At 68.2% G+C, this 19,983-nt stretch carries 18 protein-coding genes; 9 read left to right on the top strand and 9 right to left on the bottom strand.

Annotation, left to right across the window (positions count from 1 at the left end):
- Window positions 1-2: 2 nt before the first annotated feature.
- On the bottom strand, window positions 3-1,334 hold the full coding sequence (locus A5759_RS11560; RefSeq protein ID WP_082962083.1) for a DUF349 domain-containing protein: 1,332 nt from the start codon (window positions 1,332-1,334) through the stop codon (window positions 3-5).
- 172 nt (window positions 1,335-1,506) lie between these two features.
- Between A5759_RS11560 and A5759_RS11555 the strand changes: the two genes are divergently transcribed.
- From A5759_RS11555 to hflX, 5 genes are read left to right on the top strand one after another with little or no spacing between them, the layout of a single operon-like run.
- Entirely contained in the window at window positions 1,507-2,382 is an 876-nt protein-coding gene (locus A5759_RS11555) for a DMT family transporter (protein ID WP_064426141.1), read from the top strand.
- A gap of 10 nt (window positions 2,383-2,392) precedes the next feature.
- Window positions 2,393-3,082 (top strand): hypothetical protein, encoded by a 690-nt coding sequence (locus A5759_RS11550; protein ID WP_068198276.1) that lies wholly within the window; start codon window positions 2,393-2,395, stop codon window positions 3,080-3,082.
- Between the two features lie 13 nt (window positions 3,083-3,095).
- On the top strand, window positions 3,096-4,004 hold the full coding sequence (gene miaA / locus A5759_RS11545) for a tRNA (adenosine(37)-N6)-dimethylallyltransferase MiaA (protein ID WP_064395278.1): 909 nt from the start codon (window positions 3,096-3,098) through the stop codon (window positions 4,002-4,004).
- Window positions 4,005-4,008: 4 nt separating this feature from the next.
- Window positions 4,009-4,881, top strand: a complete 873-nt coding sequence (gene dapF, locus A5759_RS11540) for a diaminopimelate epimerase (RefSeq protein ID WP_064395279.1) — start codon at window positions 4,009-4,011, stop codon at window positions 4,879-4,881.
- Window positions 4,882-4,926: 45 nt separating this feature from the next.
- On the top strand, window positions 4,927-6,372 hold the full coding sequence (gene hflX, locus A5759_RS11535; protein WP_156616893.1) for a GTPase HflX: 1,446 nt from the start codon (window positions 4,927-4,929) through the stop codon (window positions 6,370-6,372).
- Between the two features lie 73 nt (window positions 6,373-6,445).
- Here the strand turns inward: hflX and A5759_RS11530 are convergent, their stop codons facing one another.
- Together A5759_RS11530 and A5759_RS11525 are read right to left on the bottom strand one after the other, a co-directional pair.
- Window positions 6,446-6,703, bottom strand: coding sequence for a CsbD family protein (locus A5759_RS11530; protein ID WP_066841437.1), 258 nt, complete (start codon window positions 6,701-6,703; stop codon window positions 6,446-6,448).
- Window positions 6,704-6,790: 87 nt separating this feature from the next.
- Window positions 6,791-9,076, bottom strand: a complete 2,286-nt coding sequence (locus A5759_RS11525) for a molybdopterin guanine dinucleotide-containing S/N-oxide reductase (protein WP_068197535.1) — start codon at window positions 9,074-9,076, stop codon at window positions 6,791-6,793.
- Between the two features lie 420 nt (window positions 9,077-9,496).
- Between A5759_RS11525 and A5759_RS11520 the strand changes: the two genes are divergently transcribed.
- Window positions 9,497-11,656, top strand: coding sequence for an LGFP repeat-containing protein (locus tag A5759_RS11520; RefSeq protein WP_068197532.1), 2,160 nt, complete (start codon window positions 9,497-9,499; stop codon window positions 11,654-11,656).
- On the opposite strand, the gene lexA is transcribed toward A5759_RS11520, so the two are convergent.
- Window positions 11,653-12,348, bottom strand: a complete 696-nt coding sequence (lexA, locus tag A5759_RS11515) for a transcriptional repressor LexA (protein ID WP_068197530.1) — start codon at window positions 12,346-12,348, stop codon at window positions 11,653-11,655. The two genes, A5759_RS11520 and lexA, sit on opposite strands and share 4 nt — an antisense overlap.
- 220 nt (window positions 12,349-12,568) lie before the next feature.
- On the opposite strand from lexA, the gene A5759_RS11510 reads away from it, so the two are divergent.
- Window positions 12,569-13,024 (top strand): LysM peptidoglycan-binding domain-containing protein, encoded by a 456-nt coding sequence (locus tag A5759_RS11510; protein WP_068197527.1) that lies wholly within the window; start codon window positions 12,569-12,571, stop codon window positions 13,022-13,024.
- 159 nt (window positions 13,025-13,183) lie between these two features.
- Window positions 13,184-13,654 carry a transcriptional regulator NrdR gene (gene nrdR, locus A5759_RS11505; RefSeq protein ID WP_064350988.1) on the top strand — a complete coding sequence of 157 codons (471 nt, stop codon included), beginning with the start codon at window positions 13,184-13,186 and terminating at the stop codon, window positions 13,652-13,654.
- Window positions 13,655-13,673: 19 nt separating this feature from the next.
- Here nrdR and A5759_RS11500 read toward each other — a convergent pair whose 3' ends face one another.
- The 4 genes from A5759_RS11500 to sthA form a co-directional block, all read right to left on the bottom strand.
- Window positions 13,674-14,360 carry a PhzF family phenazine biosynthesis protein gene (locus A5759_RS11500; protein WP_068197523.1) on the bottom strand — a complete coding sequence of 229 codons (687 nt, stop codon included), beginning with the start codon at window positions 14,358-14,360 and terminating at the stop codon, window positions 13,674-13,676.
- A 58-nt stretch (window positions 14,361-14,418) separates the two neighbouring features.
- On the bottom strand, window positions 14,419-15,441 hold the full coding sequence (locus A5759_RS11495) for an alpha/beta fold hydrolase (protein ID WP_068197519.1): 1,023 nt from the start codon (window positions 15,439-15,441) through the stop codon (window positions 14,419-14,421).
- Between the two features lie 66 nt (window positions 15,442-15,507).
- Window positions 15,508-16,497, bottom strand: a complete 990-nt coding sequence (locus A5759_RS11490) for a proteasome assembly chaperone family protein (protein ID WP_068197516.1) — start codon at window positions 16,495-16,497, stop codon at window positions 15,508-15,510.
- A gap of 139 nt (window positions 16,498-16,636) precedes the next feature.
- Window positions 16,637-18,043 carry a Si-specific NAD(P)(+) transhydrogenase gene (sthA, locus tag A5759_RS11485; protein ID WP_094292281.1) on the bottom strand — a complete coding sequence of 469 codons (1,407 nt, stop codon included), beginning with the start codon at window positions 18,041-18,043 and terminating at the stop codon, window positions 16,637-16,639.
- Window positions 18,044-18,204: 161 nt separating this feature from the next.
- On the opposite strand from sthA, the gene A5759_RS11480 reads away from it, so the two are divergent.
- A complete protein-coding gene (locus A5759_RS11480) occupies window positions 18,205-19,245 on the top strand; it encodes a DUF4192 domain-containing protein (protein ID WP_068197512.1) in 1,041 nt (346 codons plus the stop codon).
- Window positions 19,246-19,273: 28 nt separating this feature from the next.
- On the opposite strand, the gene A5759_RS11475 is transcribed toward A5759_RS11480, so the two are convergent.
- Window positions 19,274-19,969, bottom strand: a complete 696-nt coding sequence (locus A5759_RS11475) for a metal-dependent transcriptional regulator (protein ID WP_064417002.1) — start codon at window positions 19,967-19,969, stop codon at window positions 19,274-19,276.
- Between the last annotated feature and the right edge of the window lie 14 nt (window positions 19,970-19,983).

Below are 19,983 nucleotides of genomic sequence, written 5' to 3'. Positions count from 1 at the left end.
GTTCAGCTGGTCTTGCCGAGCGCCTCGGCGGCCGCGTCCGCCCACTGCCGCCACTGCTCGGCGCTGGCGCGCGCCTCCGCGGCGTCCTTGTCCCGGCCGGCGGCGGCGGCCTTCTCCGCTTGACGCTCGTATTGCTCTGCGCGGACCCGGAATTGGTCGGCACGCGCCTGGGCTTCGGGATCGACACCGTGCGTCGGCGCCTCGCGGACCTTCTTCTCGATCGCGCGCAGACGCCGCTCCAACTCGGCGCCGCGTTCGCGGGGCACCTTGCCGATGGCGTCCCACTTGTCGCCGATCACCCGCAGCGCGGCGCGCGCCGCGTCGAGATCGGAGGTGTCGATCTTCTCCGCCTCGGCCAGCAGCGCCTCTTTGGCCTGCGCGTTGGCGCGGAACTCCGCGTCGCGCTCGGCGCTGGCCGCATTGCGCGCCCCGAAGAACTTGTCCTGGGCCGCCTTGAACCGCTGCCACAGCGCGTCGTCGACGTCCTTGGCCGCGCGCCCAGCCGCCTTCCATTCGTTCAGCAGTTTGCGGAACGCCGCGCTGGTGGGACCCCAGTCCGTCGAGTCGGCCAACTCCTCGGCGCGCTCGCACAGCGCCTCCTTGGCCTGCCGGGCGCCGGCTCGTTCCCGGTCGAGTTCGGCGAAATGCGACCCGCGCCTGCGGTTGAACTGTTCGCGCGCCGCCGAATACCGCTTCCACAGGGCGTCATCGGTTTTGCGGTCGAGCCCGGTGATCGTGCGCCACTCGTCGAGGATCTCCCGCAACCGGTCGCCTGCGGCCTTCCACTGGGTGGAGTTGGCGGCGATGTCCTCGGCCTCGGCGGCCAGGGCCTCCTTGCGGGCGGTCTGCGCGGCGCGCAACTCCTCGCGCCGAGCCTTTTCGGCCTGCGCGGTCTCGTCGGCGTGGTCGACGATGGCCTGCAGACGCTCGGCGATCGCGTCGACGTCGCCGAGCACGTGGGCCGTCGGCAGGGTCTCGGCCAGCGACTGCGCGGCCGCTTTGATCTTGCGGGCGTCGCCGGTACCGGACTCGAGCCGACTCTCCATCAGCACGACCTCGGTCTGCAGGTCGTCGAAGCGCCTGCCGAAGTGCGCGTAGGCGGCCTCGGTGTCGCCGGCCTGCCACGATCCGATGATCCGTTCACCCGAGCCGGTGATCAGCCACACCGTGCCGTCGGGGTCGACGCGGCCGAACCGGTGCGGATCGCTGGTCGGGGGCACGGCCACAGTCGGCCCCGGTCGGCCCGGCCGCGGCACGGGTCCGGGACGCGGCGGTCCGGGCCGGGGAGCGGGTTTCGGCGAGGAGGACTGGCCCCCTGGCTGGCTGGTCGTCATGTCGGTAATCCTCGTGCCCTCCGCGGCGTACCGCGTACCTGCCGCGCAACGCGGCGCCTGATCGCTGTCCGAACGCTATTCAAACAGGTCGTCGGGGCGCGTGCGCACAGCTTTCCCCGATGACGTGCCTAGGCTCGTCGCGACAATCTACGGAAGGACTGCGATGGCCGGCATGAGCGCTGGAGTCGATCTGGCCGTCGTCCTGGCCCTGGGCGCCGCTGTGTTCGTGGCGATCGGCGACGTGATCCACCAGCGGCAGGCCCATGAGGTCGCCGACGAGCCGGTCGGTCATCTGGAGCTGTTCACCCGGCTGCTGCGCGACCGGCAGTGGTGGCTGGGCAGTTCCGTGGCCGCCGCCGGGTTCGCGTTGCAGGCCGCCGCGCTGGGCGTGGGGTCGGTGCTTCTCGTCCAGGCGATCCTGGTGACCTCGCTGCTGTTCGCACTGCCGATCCACGCCCGGCTCTCGCATCAGCGGGTGACGCCTTGGCAGTGGACGTGGGCGGCGCTGCTGGCAGCGTCGGTCGTCGTGATCGTGACGGTCGGAAACCCGACCGAGGGGGACTCTCGGGCCTCGTGGGAAACCTGGACCGCGGTGCTGGTGGTGCTCGTTCCGGCGTTGGCGTTGTGCGTCATCGGCGCCGGCATCTGGAAGGGACCCGTCAGCGCGGTGCTACTGGCGCTGGTGTCCGGAGCGTTGTGGGGGTTGTTCGCCGTGTTGACCAAGGGTGTGGTCGACCGTCTCGGGGACGGGCTCGAAGCCCTGCTGCGGACCCCCGAGCTGTACGTCTGGGTGGTCGTGGCGGTCGCGGGTACGGCGTGGCAGCAGGCGTCGTTTCGCGCCGGGTCGCTGACCGCGTCGCTGCCGACGATGACGGTGACCGAACCGGTGGTCGCCGCGGTGCTCGGCGTCGTCGTGCTGGGGGAGACGCTGCGGCCGGGCGAGGAGGGCTGGCTCGTGCTGATCGTCGCGGTGGTGGTGATGGTGGTTTCGACGGCCGCGCTCGCCCGCGGCGAAGCCGCCACCGCCGCCCAGCCCGCATCGCATTAGCGTGGACGGCGTGCTGAGCGCCATCGCGATCGTCCCGTCGGCACCGGTCATGGTGCCCGAACTCGCCGGAGGCGCCGCGCCGGAGCTGGCCGATCTGCGCGAGGCGGTGTTCACCGCGGTGGTCGGCCTTCCGTCGCGCTGGGTCGCGATCGGGGTTGGGCCCTGCGATCAGATCGTCGGTCCCGATCAGGCCGGGACGTTCGCCGGTTACGGCGTCGACGTCAGGGTCGCGTTGTCTCCAGGCGGCGACGGCGATCCGGTCGCAATGCCGTTGTGCGCCCTGATCACCGGCTGGGTGCGCGGTGCGGCCCGCTCCGAGGCCTCCGCCGAGGTGCGGGTCTTCAGCGACGGCCACGACCTCGACGTCGCGCTGGCCCACGGCGAGCGGCTGCGCGCCGAGATCGGGGAGGGGGGCAACCCCGTCGGCGTCCTCGTCGTCGCCGACGGAGCCAACACGTTGACGCCGTCGGCGCCGGGCGGTTTCGACCCGGACTCGGTCGCCGTACAAGCCGCGCTCGACGATGCGCTGGCCGGCGGCGAGACCGCGCCGCTTGCCCGATTGCCCGCGTCGGTGGTGGGGCGGGTCGCCTTCGGGGTGCTGGCCGGGTTGGTCGGTCCCGGCCCGCGGTCGGCCAAGGAGCTGTACCGCGGTGCGCCGTACGGCGTCGGTTATTTCACGGGCCTGTGGCAGCCACGATGAGCGCTCGGACACGATGACGCGGCCGATCGCGATCATCGGACCGACGGGGACCGGTAAGTCGGCGCTGGCGCTGGACGTGGCCGAACGGCTCGACGGCGAGATCGTGAATGCCGATGCGATGCAGATGTACCGCGGCATGGACATCGGAACCGCGAAGTCGACGGTTCAGGAGCGGCGCGGGATACCGCACCATCAGCTCGACGTGCTCGAGGTGACCGAGACCGCGAGCGTGGCCCGCTATCAGCAGTCGGCCGCCGACGACATCGAGGCCATCCTCGATCGCGGTGCGGTGCCCGTCATCGTGGGCGGTTCGATGATGTATGTCCAATCGCTGCTCGACAACTGGACGTTCCCGGCCACCGACCCGGCGGTGCGCGCACGCTGGGAGCACCGGCTCGCGGAGATCGGGGCGGCCGCACTGCATCAGGAACTGGCCCGCGTGGACCCCGACGCCGCCACCTCCATCCAGCCCACCGACGGACGACGAATCGTGCGCGCGCTCGAGGTGGTCGAACTGACCGGTCGGCCGTTCGCCGCGTCGTTTCCCACCATCGGCGCACCGCGCTGGGACACCGCGATCATCGGACTCGACTGGCCCACAACGCTTCTGGACGAAAGACTAGCTCAGCGAACCGACAAGATGTTCGCTGACGGACTCGTCGACGAGGTTTGCGCGCTGCTGGAAGGCGGGCTGCGTGAGGGGGTCACCGCGTCGCGGGCGCTGGGTTATGCGCAGGTCCTCGCCGACCTCGACGCCGGTGGCGACGGCTCGGCGGCACGCGAGCCGACGTTCGTCGGCACCCGCCGCTATGTCCGCAGGCAACGGTCCTGGTTCCGCCGTGACCACCGCATCGCCTGGCTGGACGGCGCCGGCCGCGGCCTCGCGGAGGAGACGCTGCGGGTGTGGCGAGACGTACCCTGAACACGTGAGGTTCGCCAAGGGACACGGCACGCAGAACGATTTCGTGCTGCTGCCCGACCTCGACTTCGAGCTGACGCTGGCCCCGGCGGCGGTGACGGCGCTGTGCGACCGGCGCCGCGGGTTGGGCGCCGACGGTGTGCTGCGGGTGACCACCGCGCAGGCCGCGCAGCGTGCCGGTTTGTTCGAACAGTTCCCGGAGGGCGTCGCCGGCGAGGACTGGTACATGGACTACCGCAACGCCGACGGGTCGATCGCGCAGATGTGCGGCAACGGGGTCCGCGTGTTCGCGCACTATCTGCGCGCCAGCGGCCTGGAAAGCCGCGACGACTTCGTGGTCGGGTCGCTGGCAGGTCCCCGGCCGGTGGTGTTGCACCACTGCGACGCGACGAACGCCGACGTCACCGTCGAAATGGGCAAGGTGAACCAGTTGGGCACCGGGGAGGCGATCGTCGGCGGCAGGCCGTTCGCCGGCCTTGCTGTCGACGTCGGCAACCCGCACTTGGCCTGCGTCGACCCCGATCTGACGTTCGAGGAGCTGACCGCCCTCGACGTCGGTGCGCCGGTGTCCTTCGACGCCGCGCAGTTCCCGGAGGGCGTCAACATCGAGGTGTTGACCGCACCCGTGGACGGCGCGGTGACGATGCGGGTGCACGAACGTGGTGTCGGGGAGACCCGGTCGTGCGGAACGGGCACCGTCGCGGCCGCGGTCGCCGCGTTGGCGTACTCCGGCGCGGCAACCGGCAGCCTCGAGGTCCGCATTCCGGGCGGCGAAGTCTCGGTCACGGTCACCGAGGCCAGTAGTTTTCTGCGCGGCCCGTCGGTCCTGGTGGCCCACGGCGAGCTGTCCGAGGAATGGTGGCGCGTTGCGCAACGTTAATTGGGGTGCATGAAAAGTGATTTCCGTGCGAATCTCTATTCGCCTATGACGTATCCCGATCCTTCAACTCACAGCGCCCCGAGCGCGGGCGAGTTGGCTCTCGAAGACCGCACGGCGCTGCGCCGCGTGGCCGGTTTGTCGACCGAACTGACCGACGTTTCCGAGGTCGAGTACCGCCAGCTGCGCCTGGAACGTGTGGTGCTGGTCGGCGTCTGGACCGAAGGCAGTGCCGCCGACGCCGAGGCCAGCCTGGCCGAGCTGGCCGCACTTGCCGAAACCGCGGGCTCGGAAGTGCTCGAGGGTGTCATCCAGCGCCGCGACAAGCCCGACGCCTCCACCTACATCGGCTCGGGCAAGGCCGCCGAGCTTCGCGAGATCGTGCTCGCGACGGGTGCCGACACCGTCATCTGCGACGGTGAGCTCAGCCCCGCCCAGCTGACCGCCCTGGAGAAGGCGGTCAAGGTCAAGGTCATCGACCGCACCGCGCTCATCCTCGACATCTTCGCCCAGCACGCGACCAGTCGGGAGGGCAAGGCGCAGGTCACCTTGGCGCAGATGGAGTACATGCTGCCCAGGCTGCGCGGTTGGGGCGAGTCGATGTCCCGGCAGGCCGGCGGCCGCGCCGGCGGCGCGGGTGGCGGCGTGGGTCTGCGCGGTCCGGGTGAAACCAAGATCGAGACCGACCGCCGCCGTATCCGCGAGCGGATGGCCAAGCTGCGCCGCGACATCAAGGACATGAAGAAGATCCGCGACACCCAGCGCGGCGGCAGGCGGCGCAGCGAGGTGCCGTCGGTCGCGATCGTGGGCTACACCAACGCGGGTAAATCCAGCCTGCTCAACGCGCTCACCGGAGCGGGCGTGCTGGTGGAGAACGCATTGTTCGCAACACTCGAACCGACAACGCGTCGAGGCGAATTCGCGGACGGCAGGCCGTTCGTGCTGACCGACACCGTCGGGTTCGTCCGTCACCTGCCCACCCAGCTCGTGGAGGCCTTCCGCTCCACGCTGGAGGAGGTCGTCGACGCCGACCTGCTGGTGCACGTCGTCGACGGATCCGACGCGAATCCGCTTGCTCAGATCAACGCCGTGCGCACGGTGGTCAACGAGGTGGTCACCGGAGCCACTCCGGGGGAGACGTCCAATTCGGTCGACGACAGCGCTCCGGCGCCGGAACTGTTGGTGGTCAACAAGATCGACGCGGCCGACGCTTTGACGTTGGCGCAGTTGCGCCGGGCCCTGCCCGATGCGGTGTTCGTCTCAGCGCGCACCGGTGACGGCCTGGAGCGTTTGCAGCAGCGGATGGCCGAGCTGATCACACCCACCGACACCGTGGTCGACGTGACGATCCCTTACGAGCGCGGCGATCTGGTCAACCGCGTGCACGCCGATGGCCGCGTCGATGCCACCGAACACACCGCCGAGGGGACGAGGATCAAGGCCCGGGTTCCGGTTCCACTGGCGGCCGCCTTGCGCGAGTACGCGACGTTCTAACCCGTTCCCTCGGGCTCTGAGCACGCAAAGAGGCGCAGAGACTGTGCCTCTGCGCCTCTCTGCTCGAAAAGATCTACCGGTCGTCCGTCGGCCGCTGCTCGGATTCCTGCCGCTTCTCGGCGGTCTTGGCCGCCGCACGGGCGCTCTCGGCTTCGGCTTCCTTCTGTGCGGCGTCGCGCTGCGCATCCGCCTTGTCCTGCTGGGCCTTGCCCTCGCGGTACAGGTCGTCGCGACCCGCGACCGCGCCCAGCACCTCTTTGGCCTTGCCCTTGGCGCCTTCCACGACGCCCTTGATGGCCTCTTCGGGCCCGCTGTTCTTGTCGTCGGACACGTGGCTTCCTCCTTGCCGATCGGTCGGTGTGACCGTCCAATACCCGAAACACGGTTTCGCTAATCGGACAACTTTCGGTGAGAAGCCTCACAGCCCGTCGATCACGGGCGGCTCGTGTGCCCGCACCGGCGGCAGATCGCCGGTGTACTTCTCCACCTGCACCAGCACATGTGCGCCCGTGCAGCCGTGCGCAAGCGAAGAGGTACCCACGTCGTCGGTCAGCACGTTCGGATTTCCATGCGCGCACATCGAATCCGGGTCGGCCGGATCGACGGGGTCGAACCAGGCCCCGGTCGACAACTGCACGACGTCGGGCCGCAGGCGATCGTCGATCACCAGGCCGGCCAGGCACGCCCCGCGGTCGTTGTACACCCGCACCACGTCGCCGTCGACGAGGCTGCGGGCGGCGGCGTCCCGCGGGTGCATCCGGATCGGCTCGCGCCCTTGAACTTTCGACTTCTGGCTGACCGCTCCACCGTCCAGTTGACCGTGCAGCCGAGACGCCGGTTGGTTGGCCAGCAGGTGCAGAGGATAGTCGGCTGCTCGTGGGCCGCCCAGCCATTCGGCGGGTTCGAACCACTTCGGGTGTCCGGCACAGTCGGCGTAGCCGAAGCCGTCGACGTCGGTGGAGAAGATCTCGATCAAGCCACTCGGAGTGCCCAGTCGGTGGGTGACGGGGTCGGCGCGGAAGTCGGCCAGCAGTGTGAGGCCCTCCTCGACAGGCAACCGCAGCCGCCCGCGCGTCCAGAAGTCCTCGAACGTCGGTACGGCGAAATCCAGTTCGGCCGCCCACTTCTCGTACAGATGCGCCAGCCACTGTCGCGGTGTACGGCTCTCGGTGAACTGGTCGCCGAAGCCCAGTCGATCCGCCAGCGCGGCGAAAGTCGCGTAGTCGTCCCGTGATTGGGCGTACGGTTCGGCGAGCTTGGGCATCGCCATCAGCATGGGATCGTTGCGCGATCCCGAATAATCGTCGCGTTCGAACGACGTCGTCGACGGCACGACGATATCGGCGTGTTTGGCCATGGCGGTCCAATAGGGTTCGTGCACAACGAGCGTGTCGACTCGGCCGAGCGCGCGCCGCAGTCGCGGGATGTTCTGGTGGTGGTGGAACGGGTTACCACCGGCCCAGTACACCAACCTGATGTCGGGGAAGAGCAGCCGTTGGCCGTTGTAGTCGAACGGCTCACCGGGCCGCAACAGCAGATCGCTGATCGCGGCGACCGGAATAAACGTGCGCACGGGATTGATGCCCTGTGGAAGCCTTGGCAATCCGGTCCGCAGCGGCGGCAGGCCGGGCTCGTTCATCGAACCGTAGCCGTGCCCGAATCCGCCACCCGCAAGGCCGATCTGCCCCAGCATGGCGGCCAATGTCAGACCCATCCACGGCGCCTGTTCGCCGTGTCGTGTGCGTTGCAGTGACCAGCTGACCGTGACGATCGTGCGGTGCTGCGACATCCGCCGGGCCAAGCGGACCAGGTCGTCGGCGGGTATGCCGGAGATCACCGACGCCCACCGAGGAGTTTTCGGCACACCGTCGTCCGCTCCGAGGAGATAGCGCTCGAAGCGTTCATAACCGGTGCAGTACGTGGCCAGGAAGTCGCGGTCGGCCAGCCCCTCCGTGGCGAGCACGTAGGCGAGCGCGAGCATGATCGCCACATCGGTCCCGGGCACCGGCGCGAACCATTCACACTCACCGTCGACGTCGTCGCGCAGAGGTGAGAACGACACGACCTGTCCGCCGCGAGCTCGATAGCGTCGCAGCGCATCGCGCGCCGGATGCGCGGTGGTCCCACCGTGGTTGATCGCCGTGTTCTTCAGCGCCAGCCCGCCGAAGCACACGAGAAGTTCGGTGTGCTCGACGATGACGTCCCACGCGGTGGACCGCTTGAACAGGTCGTCGTGCGTGCCGACGACGCGCGGCATGATGACACCTGTCGCGCCGAGGCTGTAGGAGTGACGGGAAAACGTGTAGCCGCCAAGGAGATTCAGGAAGCGGTGGACCTGGCTCTGGGCGTGGTGAAATCGGCCCGCGCTTGACCAGCCGTACGAACCGCCGAAGATCGCCTCGTTACCATGCGTTTCGACGACACGGCGCAGCTCGTCGGCGAGCAGGTCGGTCAGCTGGTCCCATGTGACGGCGACGAACTCGTCGTTACCGCGCCGAGTGCTCGGACCCGGCCCGTCGCGCAACCAGCCGCGGCGAACGGCGGGTGTGGCTATCCGTGAGCGGTGCCGAAGTGATCCCGGCAGATTGCCCAGCAACGGTGAGGGGTCCGCGTCGCCGTCGAACGGTCTGACCGCGTAGATGTCGCCGTCTCGCATGTGGGCGGCGAAGGCGCCCCAGTGCGTCAGGCTGACGGGGGCAGGCATGGCGTCAGTCTAGGTGCGGACACCGGCCGGCCCGGTCCGGCCGACGCACCGGTCGATTAACCATCGGCGCCCACGGATAGCGAATGGCAATTCGGCCGCAATCGCGTGCACAGGTCGTCGATCGCGCGAGACATTGCCTGGTAGCTACCAATATTTGTGCAAATAGTTCGCGAATGTCCGCCATTCCCCACGCTCGCGTGCAAACTAATTGCTGCGCTGCCAACGAGACCGCGGTGCGAAATTGGGCGATGCGGTCGCGATTAATCGAGGCGGCACGGCGGGGTTATCCACAGCGAATGGAGTATCGGCAGGTATTTTCATCCGAAGATCGGCGTGTTCGTTGGTTATTGGTGTCTGACGACAGATAGAGGACGGGTGCGAAAAATCCGAGCGAAATTTCGTACCGACCCGGGAGGTCGAATGATCGGGCAGAACAGCCGGGGCACCACGGTGTTGGGCCGGATGGCGATCGGTCTGCTCGTGGGCGCCGTGGCCCTACTGTTACCGCCGGTGGCGAGCGCCTCACCGGAATCCGATGCCGCCAACGCCGCGATCGCCGCGGCCTGGGACGGCAGCGGCGGTGACGGCGGCCCATTGGGACCCAGGCAGGGCGACGTGTACCCGGTGGGCGACGGCTTCGCGCAGAACTTCGCAGGCGGCAAGATCTTCTTCACACCCGATACCGGCGCTCACATCATGCGCGGCGCGATCCTGGAGAAGTACGAATCGCTCGGCGGCCCCGCCGACAGCGACCTGGGATTCCCGACCATGGACGACGGGCCAGGGCGGGCGCCCGGCAGCTTCAACGTCACGTTCAGCGCCAGCGACAACCCGGTGATCTTCTGGACCCAGGACACCGGCGCGCGTGTGGTCCGGGGACCGATCAACGCGGCATGGGACAAGTTGGGCGGCTCCACCGGACGGCTCGGTGTGCCCGCCGACGACGAGACCTACCGCGGCGATCTGATCACCCAGAAGTTCACCGGCGGCGAGATCACCTACAACACCCGCGACAAGACGTTCACCACCGTGCCGCCCGACCTCGCCGCGCAATTGGCGGACCTGCAGATCCCCGGCGACGCGACGTCGGCGATCAACGCGGCACGCCGCGCGGCGGGAGGCCCGCTGGGTCCTCTCGGCGCCGCGGAGGGACCGCCGTACCCGATAGGCGATGACGGGCTGGGGCAGAACTTCGCCGGCGGCAAGATCTTCTACAGTCCCGCGACAGGTGCGCGAGTCGTCACCGGTCAGGTCCTGGCCAAGTACGAAAGCCTGGGCGGGCCCGAGGGGGATCTCGGATTCCCGATCGCCAGTGAGGCCGACGGCGGGCTGGCCACCGCGAGCCGGACGGCGCGCTTCGCCGCCGACGACAAACCGGTGATCTTCTGGACGCCGGACCACGGCGCTGTGCTGGTGCGCGGCGCGATGAGTGCGGCGTGGGACAAGCTCGACGGCGCCGAGGGGACGCTCGGCGCACCGATGGCCGACCAGTCCGAGAAGGGTGACGTCATCACGCAGCGGTTCACCGGCGGCGTGGTCAACTGGAATCGGTCAACCGGTGAGTTCAGCACCGAGCCGCCCAACCTCGCGACCGAGTTGGCCGGCCTGGAGGTCCCCGCCGAGCAGGGCTCCGATACGCCCGGCACGCCGCGCGCTTCGGACTCCGGTGGTGACGGGAACTGGTTCGCCTTCAGCTGGTGGTGGCTGCTGGCGATCGTGCCGGTGCTCATCCTTGTGGGCCTGGTGGCGTTTGCGAGCCTGCGCAACCGGCGTCGTAGCGACGTCGATCGACCCGGTCCCGTCGAGGACCACTACGACGACTCGTACGGCGCGGAGGCCGAACAGGCCTACAGCACACTGGGTTCGGGGGCAGCCGGGTCGAGCGGCGGGGATCCGTCCGCGGCGATGTTCGGCGATCGGTATGCCACTGAGGGTTTGGGCGCGTTGTCTGCGTCGGGGGAGTCGGGCTCGGCGTCATCGGCCAATCCCTGGGAGGCGCCGTCGCCGGACTTGGGTGATGCCTCGGACACGTCGGCATTCTCCGCGGGTGAGGAGAACCCGGATAACGTCGACACCGCGCCGACACGGATACCGAGTTCCGGAGAGGCTGGCATCGCCGCGGGGCGCCTGGCCGCCGGCGCGGGTGAGACCGCCGGCGAGCAGGACGGTGCGCCCGAGGACCGCGACGCGCTACCCGACGAGCGCGACGCGCTACCCGAAGAGCGTGACGACGATCTGTACGCGGCGTCTGACGAGCGATTCGAGGAGCCCGACGTGGGATTCGAGGAACGCGATATACCCGCCTTGCCGGTGGAACACGAACCTCTGCGACGGGATCCGCTGACCGACACGGGCCGTCACGCCAGGATCGTCATCGACGAGCCGGAAGTACCCAGCCCGGCGTTTCGCCTTCCGTTCGGTGACTCCGGGCAGCCGCCCGAGGGTTACCCGATCAAGGCCGACACCCAGTCGGGGCTCTATTGGCTTCCCACCTCAGCCGATTACGACGAGGTACAAGCCGAAATCTGGTTCTCCAGCGAGGAATTCGCGCGCACGAACGGTTTCGTCCGAGCCGACTAGATCTTCCGTATGACGGTGACGACCTTGCCGAGCACCGCGGCATCGTTACCTGGAATCGGATCGAAGGCCGGGTTGTGCGGCATCAACCACACCTGCCCGCGCGTACGTTTGAACGTTTTCACCGTGGCTTCGCCGTCGATCATCGCGGCCACGATGTCCCCGTTGTCGGCGACGTTCTGCTGACGTACCACCACCCAGTCGCCGTCGCAGATCGCGGCATCGACCATCGAGTCGCCGACGACCTTGAGCAGGAAGAGCGAGCCCTCGCCGACCAGTTCGCGCGGCAGCGGGAAGACGTCTTCGACAGCCTCCTCGGCCAGGATCGGCCCGCCCGCGGCGATGCGCCCGAGCACGGGCACGAACGTCGGCTCCGGTAGGGCATCGGAGCCGGCGACGTCGGTGGCGACGATCGGAGTCACGTGGTCGTCGGCGCCGCGCACGTCGACGGCGCGCGGCCGGTTGGGGTCGCGCCGCAGGTAGCCCTTGCGCTCCAGCGTGCGCAGTTGATGCGCGACCGAGGACGTGGAGGTCAAACCGACCGCATCGCCGATCTCCCTGATGCTGGGCGGGTAGCCACGGTTGGTGACCGAAGCGCGGATGACGTCGAGGATGGTGCGCTGACGCTCGGTGAGTCCAGAGTCCACAGATCTGGCCCCGCCTGTGCCGTCCGGTTTATCGCTGCTGGAGTCCATGCCGCCGAATGTAACCCGCGGCACTCGATTAATCAAACATGTGTTCGAGGGCGTGTCGGAGTCGGGCTGCGTCCGGAAGTCGCGAGAATCGCGCATCGTTTTTCTGTCGGTGGCCTGTCCTATCGTTTCACAACAGTTCGATCACACGTTCTATCTTTCGAACATGTGATCGACTATCTTCGAACACAAGAGCGAAAACAGCGGATCGGAAGGCAGGCAGATGACCGTTCTCGACACCCACGAATTCCAGGCCCCGCGCGTGGTCAGGACCGGTATCCGGCCCGCAGGCGCCCGTCGTCGGCACCCCGCGGCCACCCGACCGAACACAGCGGCGGTCCGCTACCGGGGAACCGGCGTGCTGATGTCGCGTGCATCGCACCGACGGCGACCGATCACCCCCGCCACCACGGTGCTCCTGTCCTTGGTCGCGGCGGGCATCACGATGTGGCTCGGCCTGGTCGCGCAGTTCGGCGGCGTCGTGGGCACCACCTCGACCGCGGTGCCGGAGCGCCTCGCAGTGGTGCAGGTCCAGACCGGCGAGAGCCTGCAGCACGTCGCCATGCGCGTGGCCCCCGACGCGCCCGTGAGCCAGGTGATGGAGCGGATCAGCGAGCTCAACCAGCTCGACTCGCCCGCACTGGACGCCGGCCAGACACTGATCGCGCCGGTCGGCTGACGGTCACCGGCCGGCCAAACAGCTTGCTGCGCAGACATGTTCACCGACAGATCGGCCGACTATGTGCCGTTCAGCCCGGTGCTGGGCTTTCGCAACCCGCCGCGGGTACGCTCGGAGAGGTTCGAGTTGGTCCTCTGTTGGCGCGGCGAAGGAGCGGTGATGCACTGTCCGTTCTGCCGTCACCCTGATTCGCGCGTGGTGGACTCGCGGGAAACCGACGAGGGCCAGGCCATCCGGCGGCGGCGTTCGTGCCCGGAGTGCGGACGCCGGTTCACCACGGTCGAGACCGCCATCCTGGCCGTCGTCAAGCGCAGCGGTGTCACTGAGCCGTTCAGCCGCGAAAAGGTCATCAAGGGAGTGCGCCGGGCGTGCCAAGGCAGTCAGGTCGACGAGGATGCACTGAACCTGCTGGCACAGCAGGTCGAGGACACCGTGCGTGCCGCGGGATCGCCCGAGATCCCCAGCCACGAAGTGGGACTCGCCATCCTTGGGCCGCTTCGCGATCTCGATGAGGTGGCCTACCTGCGCTTCGCCTCGGTGTATCGCGGCTTCACCTCGGCCGAGGATTTCGAACGCGAAATCGAGGCGCTGCGAGCGCATCGGAATTCGCCGCAACCGACCGCCAGCTGACCGGCTGTCGTAGGTCCAATCAGTCGATCTGCTTGATGCCGTCGTTGACGACGCGGCCGGCGACGCGGACCCAGCCCTCGGCACTCCACGTCGTGTAGATGTGCGAGCCCTTACCCTGCACGATCGTCAGGTCACGACTGAGGTAGTCGGTGATCCGAACGGCCGCGGCGCCGGTGGCCTCGTCTTCGGGCACACCAAGATCGGTCGCGAACATCCGTGACCGCAACTCACCCTTGTCCCGGTCGATCCACGTCCACAGGTAGTGATTGATGTCGTCGGGATAATCCGACGGGTCAAGCGCCAGGAGCTCGTCGACGGAGCCGATGTCGTGGACGGCGAACTCGGGTGCCCACTCCGCACGGGCCTGAACGGAGGTCAGGCCGTCATCATGGGCAACTTGGACGAGGCCGGCCGGGACCCGCAACGTGTGGACCGGAGTGCCCTGCTCGCGGAGCCACCACGCCGCGCCGACAGTGGGGTGTCCGGCGAACGGGAGTTCGACGACCGGAGTATGGATACGCGCGTATGCCGTGCTCGTACCCGGGGCGGGCAGGTCGACGAAAATAGTTTCGCTGTAACCCAATTGGGCGGCTATCCGCTGGCGATCGTCGGGGTCCACGGTGCCGGCGTCGACGACACCGAGTGGGTTTCCGTGATTGCCGTCAGGGTCGGCGAAGACTCGCAACACCGTCACGTCGATGGCCATGGGCCCGATGCTACTTCGTATTCGAGTGCCGTTGGCCGGGTCGCTGCGCGCAGGACGCTCAGGTCGCGCTGCGTTCGTCGGTCTCCATCGCGTCGAGCACCGCGATCCGAGTGTGGGCCGATCCGGAGATCGCGCCTTCGGTGATCCCCGCCCGCAGCAGCCCGCGCAGGTATTCCTGGTCGTAGACCGCCGGTTCGGAGCTGTCGATGAACTTCTCCACCACCTCGACGAAACGGTCCGGGTCGTCGTGGAACGGGAAATGGCCGGAGCCGTCGAAGATTTCCAACTGCGATCCCGGCATCGCGGCGTGCGCCATCCGGGCGTGGCTGACCGGGATCACGGCGTCGCAGCTACCCCATATCAGCTGAACGGGAACCGACTGCGTCAAATAGCAGCGGTCCAGCATGGTCACCACCTGACCGCGCCAATCGACGACAGCGCGCAGCGTGCGGGCGAACGCCGACGACGCGGTCGGTTCGGGCAGGTCGTTGAGGATGCGCAACACCTGTGGCAGGTCGCGACCGAGGCCGGTCGAGCCGAAGACCCCGCCAGCGATGCGGCCCACGGCCTGCACGGCAGGCAGCACGAACGGCAACCGCAGCAGCGCCAGCGCCTCACTGCCCATCGGCAGGGAGGCGAAGCGCAACGCGATGTTGACATCTTTGGTGACCCCACCGGCGCCGACCAGGATGAGCCGGTCGACCATCTGCGGGAACTGGTACGCGAACTGCATGGCCACGCCACCGCCCAGCGAATGACCGATCACCGTGACGTGGTCGATGTCGAGGATGCTGAGCAGGTCTCGCATCCCATTGGCATAAGCGGCGACGGAGTAGTCGGCACGCGGTTTGTCGGACTTGCCGTGGCCCAACAGGTCCGGTCCGATGACAGTGAATCGCTGCGCGAGCTTCGACTGAACCGTCTCCCACGTGGTGGAGTTGTCGCCGATTCCGTGGATCAGCAGTATCGCGGGCCCCGAACCGGCCACCCGGTACGCGCGCCGGTAACCGTGGATGGTGCGGAACTGCAGCACGGGGGTGAGATCCCGTACGGGGCGAAGATTCGGCTTTCGCGGCGGCATTGCGTCAACTTAGCGGGCCGCCGCGCACTGCGCCCCTCGAGTCGCCCATTGACCGGGCCACCCCCGTTATCCGGCGTCGTCGCCGTCTTCGAATCGGTCCTTCGACTTCTTCTCGGCCTGCTGGGCCAGGAACCGCTCGAACTCGGCGCCGAGTTCCTCACCGCTGGGCAGGTCCTCGTCTTTGGCGAGCAGGGACCGGTTCTCCTGGGCCGCCATGTAGGCGTCGTACTGGCGTTCCAAAGCGGCGACCACCTGCGCCACCTCGGGGCTCTGCTCGACCTGCTCGTTGACCTTGGTCAGGACCTCCGCGCCGGCCGTGACCAACGCCTCGAGCGGGATCTGGAGAGACGCGTTTCTGGAGACCTCGGCCAGTAGCGCCTCGGCCGCCGCGGGATAGTCCGTCTGCGCCAGATAGTGCGGGACGTGGACGGTGTAGCCGACCACCTCGTGCCCGTGCTGCGACATCCGGAACTCCAGCAGGTTCGACGCACTCGCCGGAACCTGAACCTCGCCGATCCACGGCTGGTGGTCGGCGATGAGTTCCTTGTCGCTCGAATGCGCAGTCATCGTGATGGGCCGGGTGTGCGGCACCGCCATGGGGATGGTGCCCAGCCCCACCACGCGGCGGACGTCGAGCCGTTCGGCCAGAAGCCGGACCGCGGTGATGAACCGCTCCCAGCGCAGATCCGGCTCCAGGCCGGCCAGAAGAAGGAACGGGGTGCCGACGCTGTCGCGCATCGCGTACAGGTTGAGTTCTGGATCCTCGTAGTGAGTGAAATGGTCGGTCTTGAACGTCATCAACGGGCGGCGGGACCGGTAGTCCAGCAGCTCGTCGATCGCGAACGACGCCACCAACTCGGTGTCGAGTGTGTCCTTCAGGTGCTGGGCGGCCAACCGGATCGCGTGCCCGGCGTCGGAGAAACCTTCGAGGGCGTGGATGAGCACCGGCCCCCGGCCGTCCGTGGACGACAGCTGGGGCGCGGGGAACTCCAACTCGTACATGCCTGAGTGTTCCGGCTGGTAGTGCTGTTCGGGGTGACCAGCGTCGTCAGCCATGAGCCTCGCCTCCTTGCGGTGGTGCCAGACCGTTAACGTCTTCGTACAGTGACAACTAGTCTCGCGCACGTTGCGTTCCCGCTGGCGGGCATCCCATGCGCGAAGCCGTGAAAACGTTTGCGGGTGCGACCCGGCCGGGCTAGGCGCGGAACTGGTTGAGCGCGCGCAGCTTGTTCATCACATCCAGGGCCGCGACCTTGTACGCCTCCGAAAAGGTGGGGTAGTTGAACACGGCGTCGACAAGGTAGTCGATGGTTCCTCCGCAGCCCATCACGGCCTGGCCGATGTGCACCATCTCGGTGGCGCTGGTGCCGAAGATGTGCACGCCGAGCAGGCGCAGATCGTCCGTCGCGACCAGCAGTTTGAGCATGCCGTAGGAATCGCCGGCGATCTGACCCCTGGCCAGCTCGCGGTAGCGCGATACCCCCACTTCGTAGGGGATCGCGCTGCGCGTCAGCTCGACCTCGGTCGCGCCGACGTAGGACACCTCCGGGATCGAGTAGATGCCGATCGGCTGCAGGTCGGTCATGCCCTTCGCCGGCTCGCCGAACGCGTGGTAGGCCGCCAGCCTGCCCTGGTCCATCGACGTCGCGGCCAGCGCCGGGAAGCCGATCACATCGCCGACCGCGTAGATGTGGTCGACCTTGGTTTGGAAGTTGCTGTCGACGTCGATGCGGCCGCGCGCGTCGGTCTGCAGTCCGGCGTTGTCGAGGTCGAGATGCTCGGTCTGGCCCTGCCGACCCGCGGAGTACATCACGGTCTCGGCGGGGATCTGCTTACCGCTGGCCAGCGTGGTCACGGTGCCCGCCGATCCGACGTCCACTGCCGTCACCTCCTCGCCGAACCGGAACGTCACCGCGAGGTCGCGCAGGTGGAACTTCAGCGCCTCGACGATCTCGGGGTCGCAGAAATCGAGCATGCTGTCGCGCTTCTCGACGACGGTGACCTTGGTGCCCAGCGCGGCGAACATCGACGCGTATTCGATGCCGATCACCCCGGCGCCGACCACGACCATCGTCGAGGGCAGCGACTTGAGGTCGAGGATCCCGTCGGAGTCCAGCACGCGGTTCTCGTCGAACTCGATACCGGCAGGACGGGCCGGTTTGGTGCCGGTGGCGATCACGATGTACTCGCCGCTGACGGTGGTGCGCTCACCCCGGGTGGGTTCCTCTACCAGGACGGTGTGGGCGTCGATGAATCTGCCGTGGCCCTGGATGAGGTCGATGCGGTTGCGCATCAACTGGGAGCGCACGACGTCTTGTTCCTTGCCGATTACGTGGCTCGTTCGTGCCAGCAGATCGGCGGGCGTGATCTTCTCCTTCACCCGGTAGCTGGCGCCGTACAGCTCGCGCTGGCTCATGCCGGTGAGGTAGACGACCGCTTCGCGCAGCGTCTTGGAGGGGATTGTTCCGGTGTTCACGCACACCCCGCCGAGCATGCGTCCCCGCTCGACGACCGCGACCGTCTTCCCGAGCTTCGCGGCGGCGATCGCCGCCTTCTGCCCGCCAGGTCCGGAACCTATGACCACGAGGTCGTACTCGAGCATGGAAGCCATGGCAACAAGGTGTACGCCGGTTGGGCGGGTTCTGCACGCCGACTGCCTCAACCGAAACTGAATTCATCCCCAACCCCGGATTGATCCACAGCGGCGCGGGCCACCAACGTCGACGGGCGGCTGCCGTCCGAGGCGGCGGGGAAGGTCACCCCATGACGACCTCACCTTCACCCGACTTTCACCTCGACCGCCCCGCGGTGCTGATCGCCGCCCTGCCCGCCGTTCTGGGCTTCGTCCCCGAGAAATCCCTCGTGCTCGTGACGGTGGACCGCGGCGCGATGGGATGCGTCATGCGGGTGGACCTCTCCGAGGAGCTGACCGATTCGGTCGAGGACATCGCCGAGGTTGCCGCGGCGGCGCGACCTGACTCGGCGATCGCTGTCGTGGTCGACGAGGACGGTGCGGGCTGTCGGCTGTGCAACGACGAATACCGCGAGCTGGCCGCCGCTCTGGCGTCCGCCCTGGCCGGCCGGGGGATCGAACTGCTCGCCGCGCATGTCGTCGACCGGATCGCGGCCGGCGGGCGGTGGCACTGCGCCGACGGCTGCGGCGCAGCGGGCACCGTGGACGACCCGTCGGCGTCGCCGCTCGCGATGGCCGCCGTGCTGGACGGGCGCCGCCTCTACGCCCGGCGCACCGAACTCCAGGACGTCATCGCGGTCACCGATCCCGCTCGCGCCCGAGCGTTGGCCGGTCCGATCGAGGACGCGCAGGCAGCTCGATCGGACGCCGATGCGTGCGGGGAGATCGAGGCGGTGATCGCGGCGGCCGCGCGGGTGTCCGAGGGTGACGACCTGCCCGACGAGGTGGCGACCCGGATCGCGGCTGCCCTGACCGATCTGCAGGTGCGTGACACGTTGTACGCGCTCGCAGTTGGTGAGCGCGCGGCCCACGCCGAGTCGCTGTGGGCGGAGTTGTCGCGGCGGCTTCCGGAGCCGTGGCGGGCCGAGGCGCTGGTGTTGTTGGCGTTCTCGGCCTACGCCCGCGGTGACGGTCCGCTGGCGGGGGTGTCGTTGGAGGCGGCGTTGCGCTGCGACGGCGCCCACCGGATGGCCCGCATGCTCGACACCGCGCTGCAGTCCGGTCTGCGCCCGGAGCAGATCCGCGAACTCGCCGCGACCGGCTACCGCTTGGCCGACCAGTTGGGAGTCCGGTTACCGCCCAGGCAGGCATTCGGAAGACGGGCCGGTTGACCGCCGGCCGACGCTGTCGCTCGGGAGGTCAGACCTTTTCGACCTTGACGGCGTGCGCCATGTGGTGGGGCAGCTCGACCTGTTCGTGGCCGGGGATCACGATCAACACCCCGCCGTGGTCGTTGCTCTGCACGGTCACGCGGGCGTTGGGCACCACACCGGCATCCTTGAGCCTGCTGATCAGGTCGGCGTCACCCTGTACATGCTCGGTCAGCTGCCGCACCACGACCGCGACGGGCATTCCGGCGGGCAACTCGGTCAGCCGAACGAGGTTCAACCGGTCGCGTTCCGACGACGTGCTGATCAAGCCCAGCTCCGAAAGCCCGGGGATGGGGTTTCCGAACGGCGAGGTGGTCGGGTTGTCGAGGACCTGGACGAGTCGGCGCTCGACGTCCTCGCTCATCACATGTTCCCAGCGGCAGGCCTCGGCGTGCACTTCCTCCCAGGGCAGGCCGATGACATCGACGAGCAGCCTCTCGGCGAGGCGGTGTTTGCGCATGACGGCCACCGCGAGGGCGCGGCCCTTGTCGGTCAGCTCGAGGTGGCGATCGCCTGCAACGTGCAGCAGGCCGTCGCGCTCCATCCGCGACACCGTCTGGCTGACGGTGGGACCGCTCTGATCGAGACGTTCTGCGATGCGTGCACGCAGGGGCACCACGCCCTCTTCCTCGAGGTCGTAGATCGTCCGCAGGTACATCTCCGTGGTGTCGACCAGATCATTCATTGCGCTAACCCTCC

Origin of the sequence: Mycobacterium sp. 852014-52144_SCH5372336 (assembly GCF_001665615.1) — a bacterium.
Taxonomy (GTDB): Bacteria; Actinomycetota; Actinomycetes; order Mycobacteriales; family Mycobacteriaceae; genus Mycobacterium; species Mycobacterium neumannii_A.
Note: the sequence above shows the minus strand (reverse complement) of the source record. Positions and strands in the feature narration are given on the sequence as shown.

What these genes read in the sequence shown, in the direction of transcription:
- A5759_RS11560 (WP_082962083.1), bottom strand. Translation starts at nt 1,334, where the DNA reads ATGACGACCAGCCAGCCAGGGGGCCAGTCCTCCTCGCCGAAACCCGCT.
- A5759_RS11555 (WP_064426141.1), top strand. Translation starts at nt 1,507, where the DNA reads ATGAGCGCTGGAGTCGATCTGGCCGTCGTCCTGGCCCTGGGCGCCGCT.
- miaA (WP_064395278.1), top strand. Translation starts at nt 3,096, where the DNA reads ATGACGCGGCCGATCGCGATCATCGGACCGACGGGGACCGGTAAGTCG.
- hflX (WP_156616893.1), top strand. Translation starts at nt 4,927, where the DNA reads ATGACGTATCCCGATCCTTCAACTCACAGCGCCCCGAGCGCGGGCGAG.
- A5759_RS11525 (WP_068197535.1), bottom strand. Translation starts at nt 9,076, where the DNA reads ATGCCTGCCCCCGTCAGCCTGACGCACTGGGGCGCCTTCGCCGCCCAC.
- A5759_RS11520 (WP_068197532.1), top strand. Translation starts at nt 9,497, where the DNA reads ATGATCGGGCAGAACAGCCGGGGCACCACGGTGTTGGGCCGGATGGCG.
- lexA (WP_068197530.1), bottom strand. Translation starts at nt 12,348, where the DNA reads ATGGACTCCAGCAGCGATAAACCGGACGGCACAGGCGGGGCCAGATCT.
- A5759_RS11510 (WP_068197527.1), top strand. Translation starts at nt 12,569, where the DNA reads ATGACCGTTCTCGACACCCACGAATTCCAGGCCCCGCGCGTGGTCAGG.
- nrdR (WP_064350988.1), top strand. Translation starts at nt 13,184, where the DNA reads ATGCACTGTCCGTTCTGCCGTCACCCTGATTCGCGCGTGGTGGACTCG.
- A5759_RS11500 (WP_068197523.1), bottom strand. Translation starts at nt 14,360, where the DNA reads ATGGCCATCGACGTGACGGTGTTGCGAGTCTTCGCCGACCCTGACGGC.
- A5759_RS11495 (WP_068197519.1), bottom strand. Translation starts at nt 15,441, where the DNA reads ATGCCGCCGCGAAAGCCGAATCTTCGCCCCGTACGGGATCTCACCCCC.
- A5759_RS11490 (WP_068197516.1), bottom strand. Translation starts at nt 16,497, where the DNA reads ATGGCTGACGACGCTGGTCACCCCGAACAGCACTACCAGCCGGAACAC.
- sthA (WP_094292281.1), bottom strand. Translation starts at nt 18,043, where the DNA reads ATGCTCGAGTACGACCTCGTGGTCATAGGTTCCGGACCTGGCGGGCAG.
- A5759_RS11480 (WP_068197512.1), top strand. Translation starts at nt 18,205, where the DNA reads ATGACGACCTCACCTTCACCCGACTTTCACCTCGACCGCCCCGCGGTG.
- A5759_RS11475 (WP_064417002.1), bottom strand. Translation starts at nt 19,969, where the DNA reads ATGAATGATCTGGTCGACACCACGGAGATGTACCTGCGGACGATCTAC.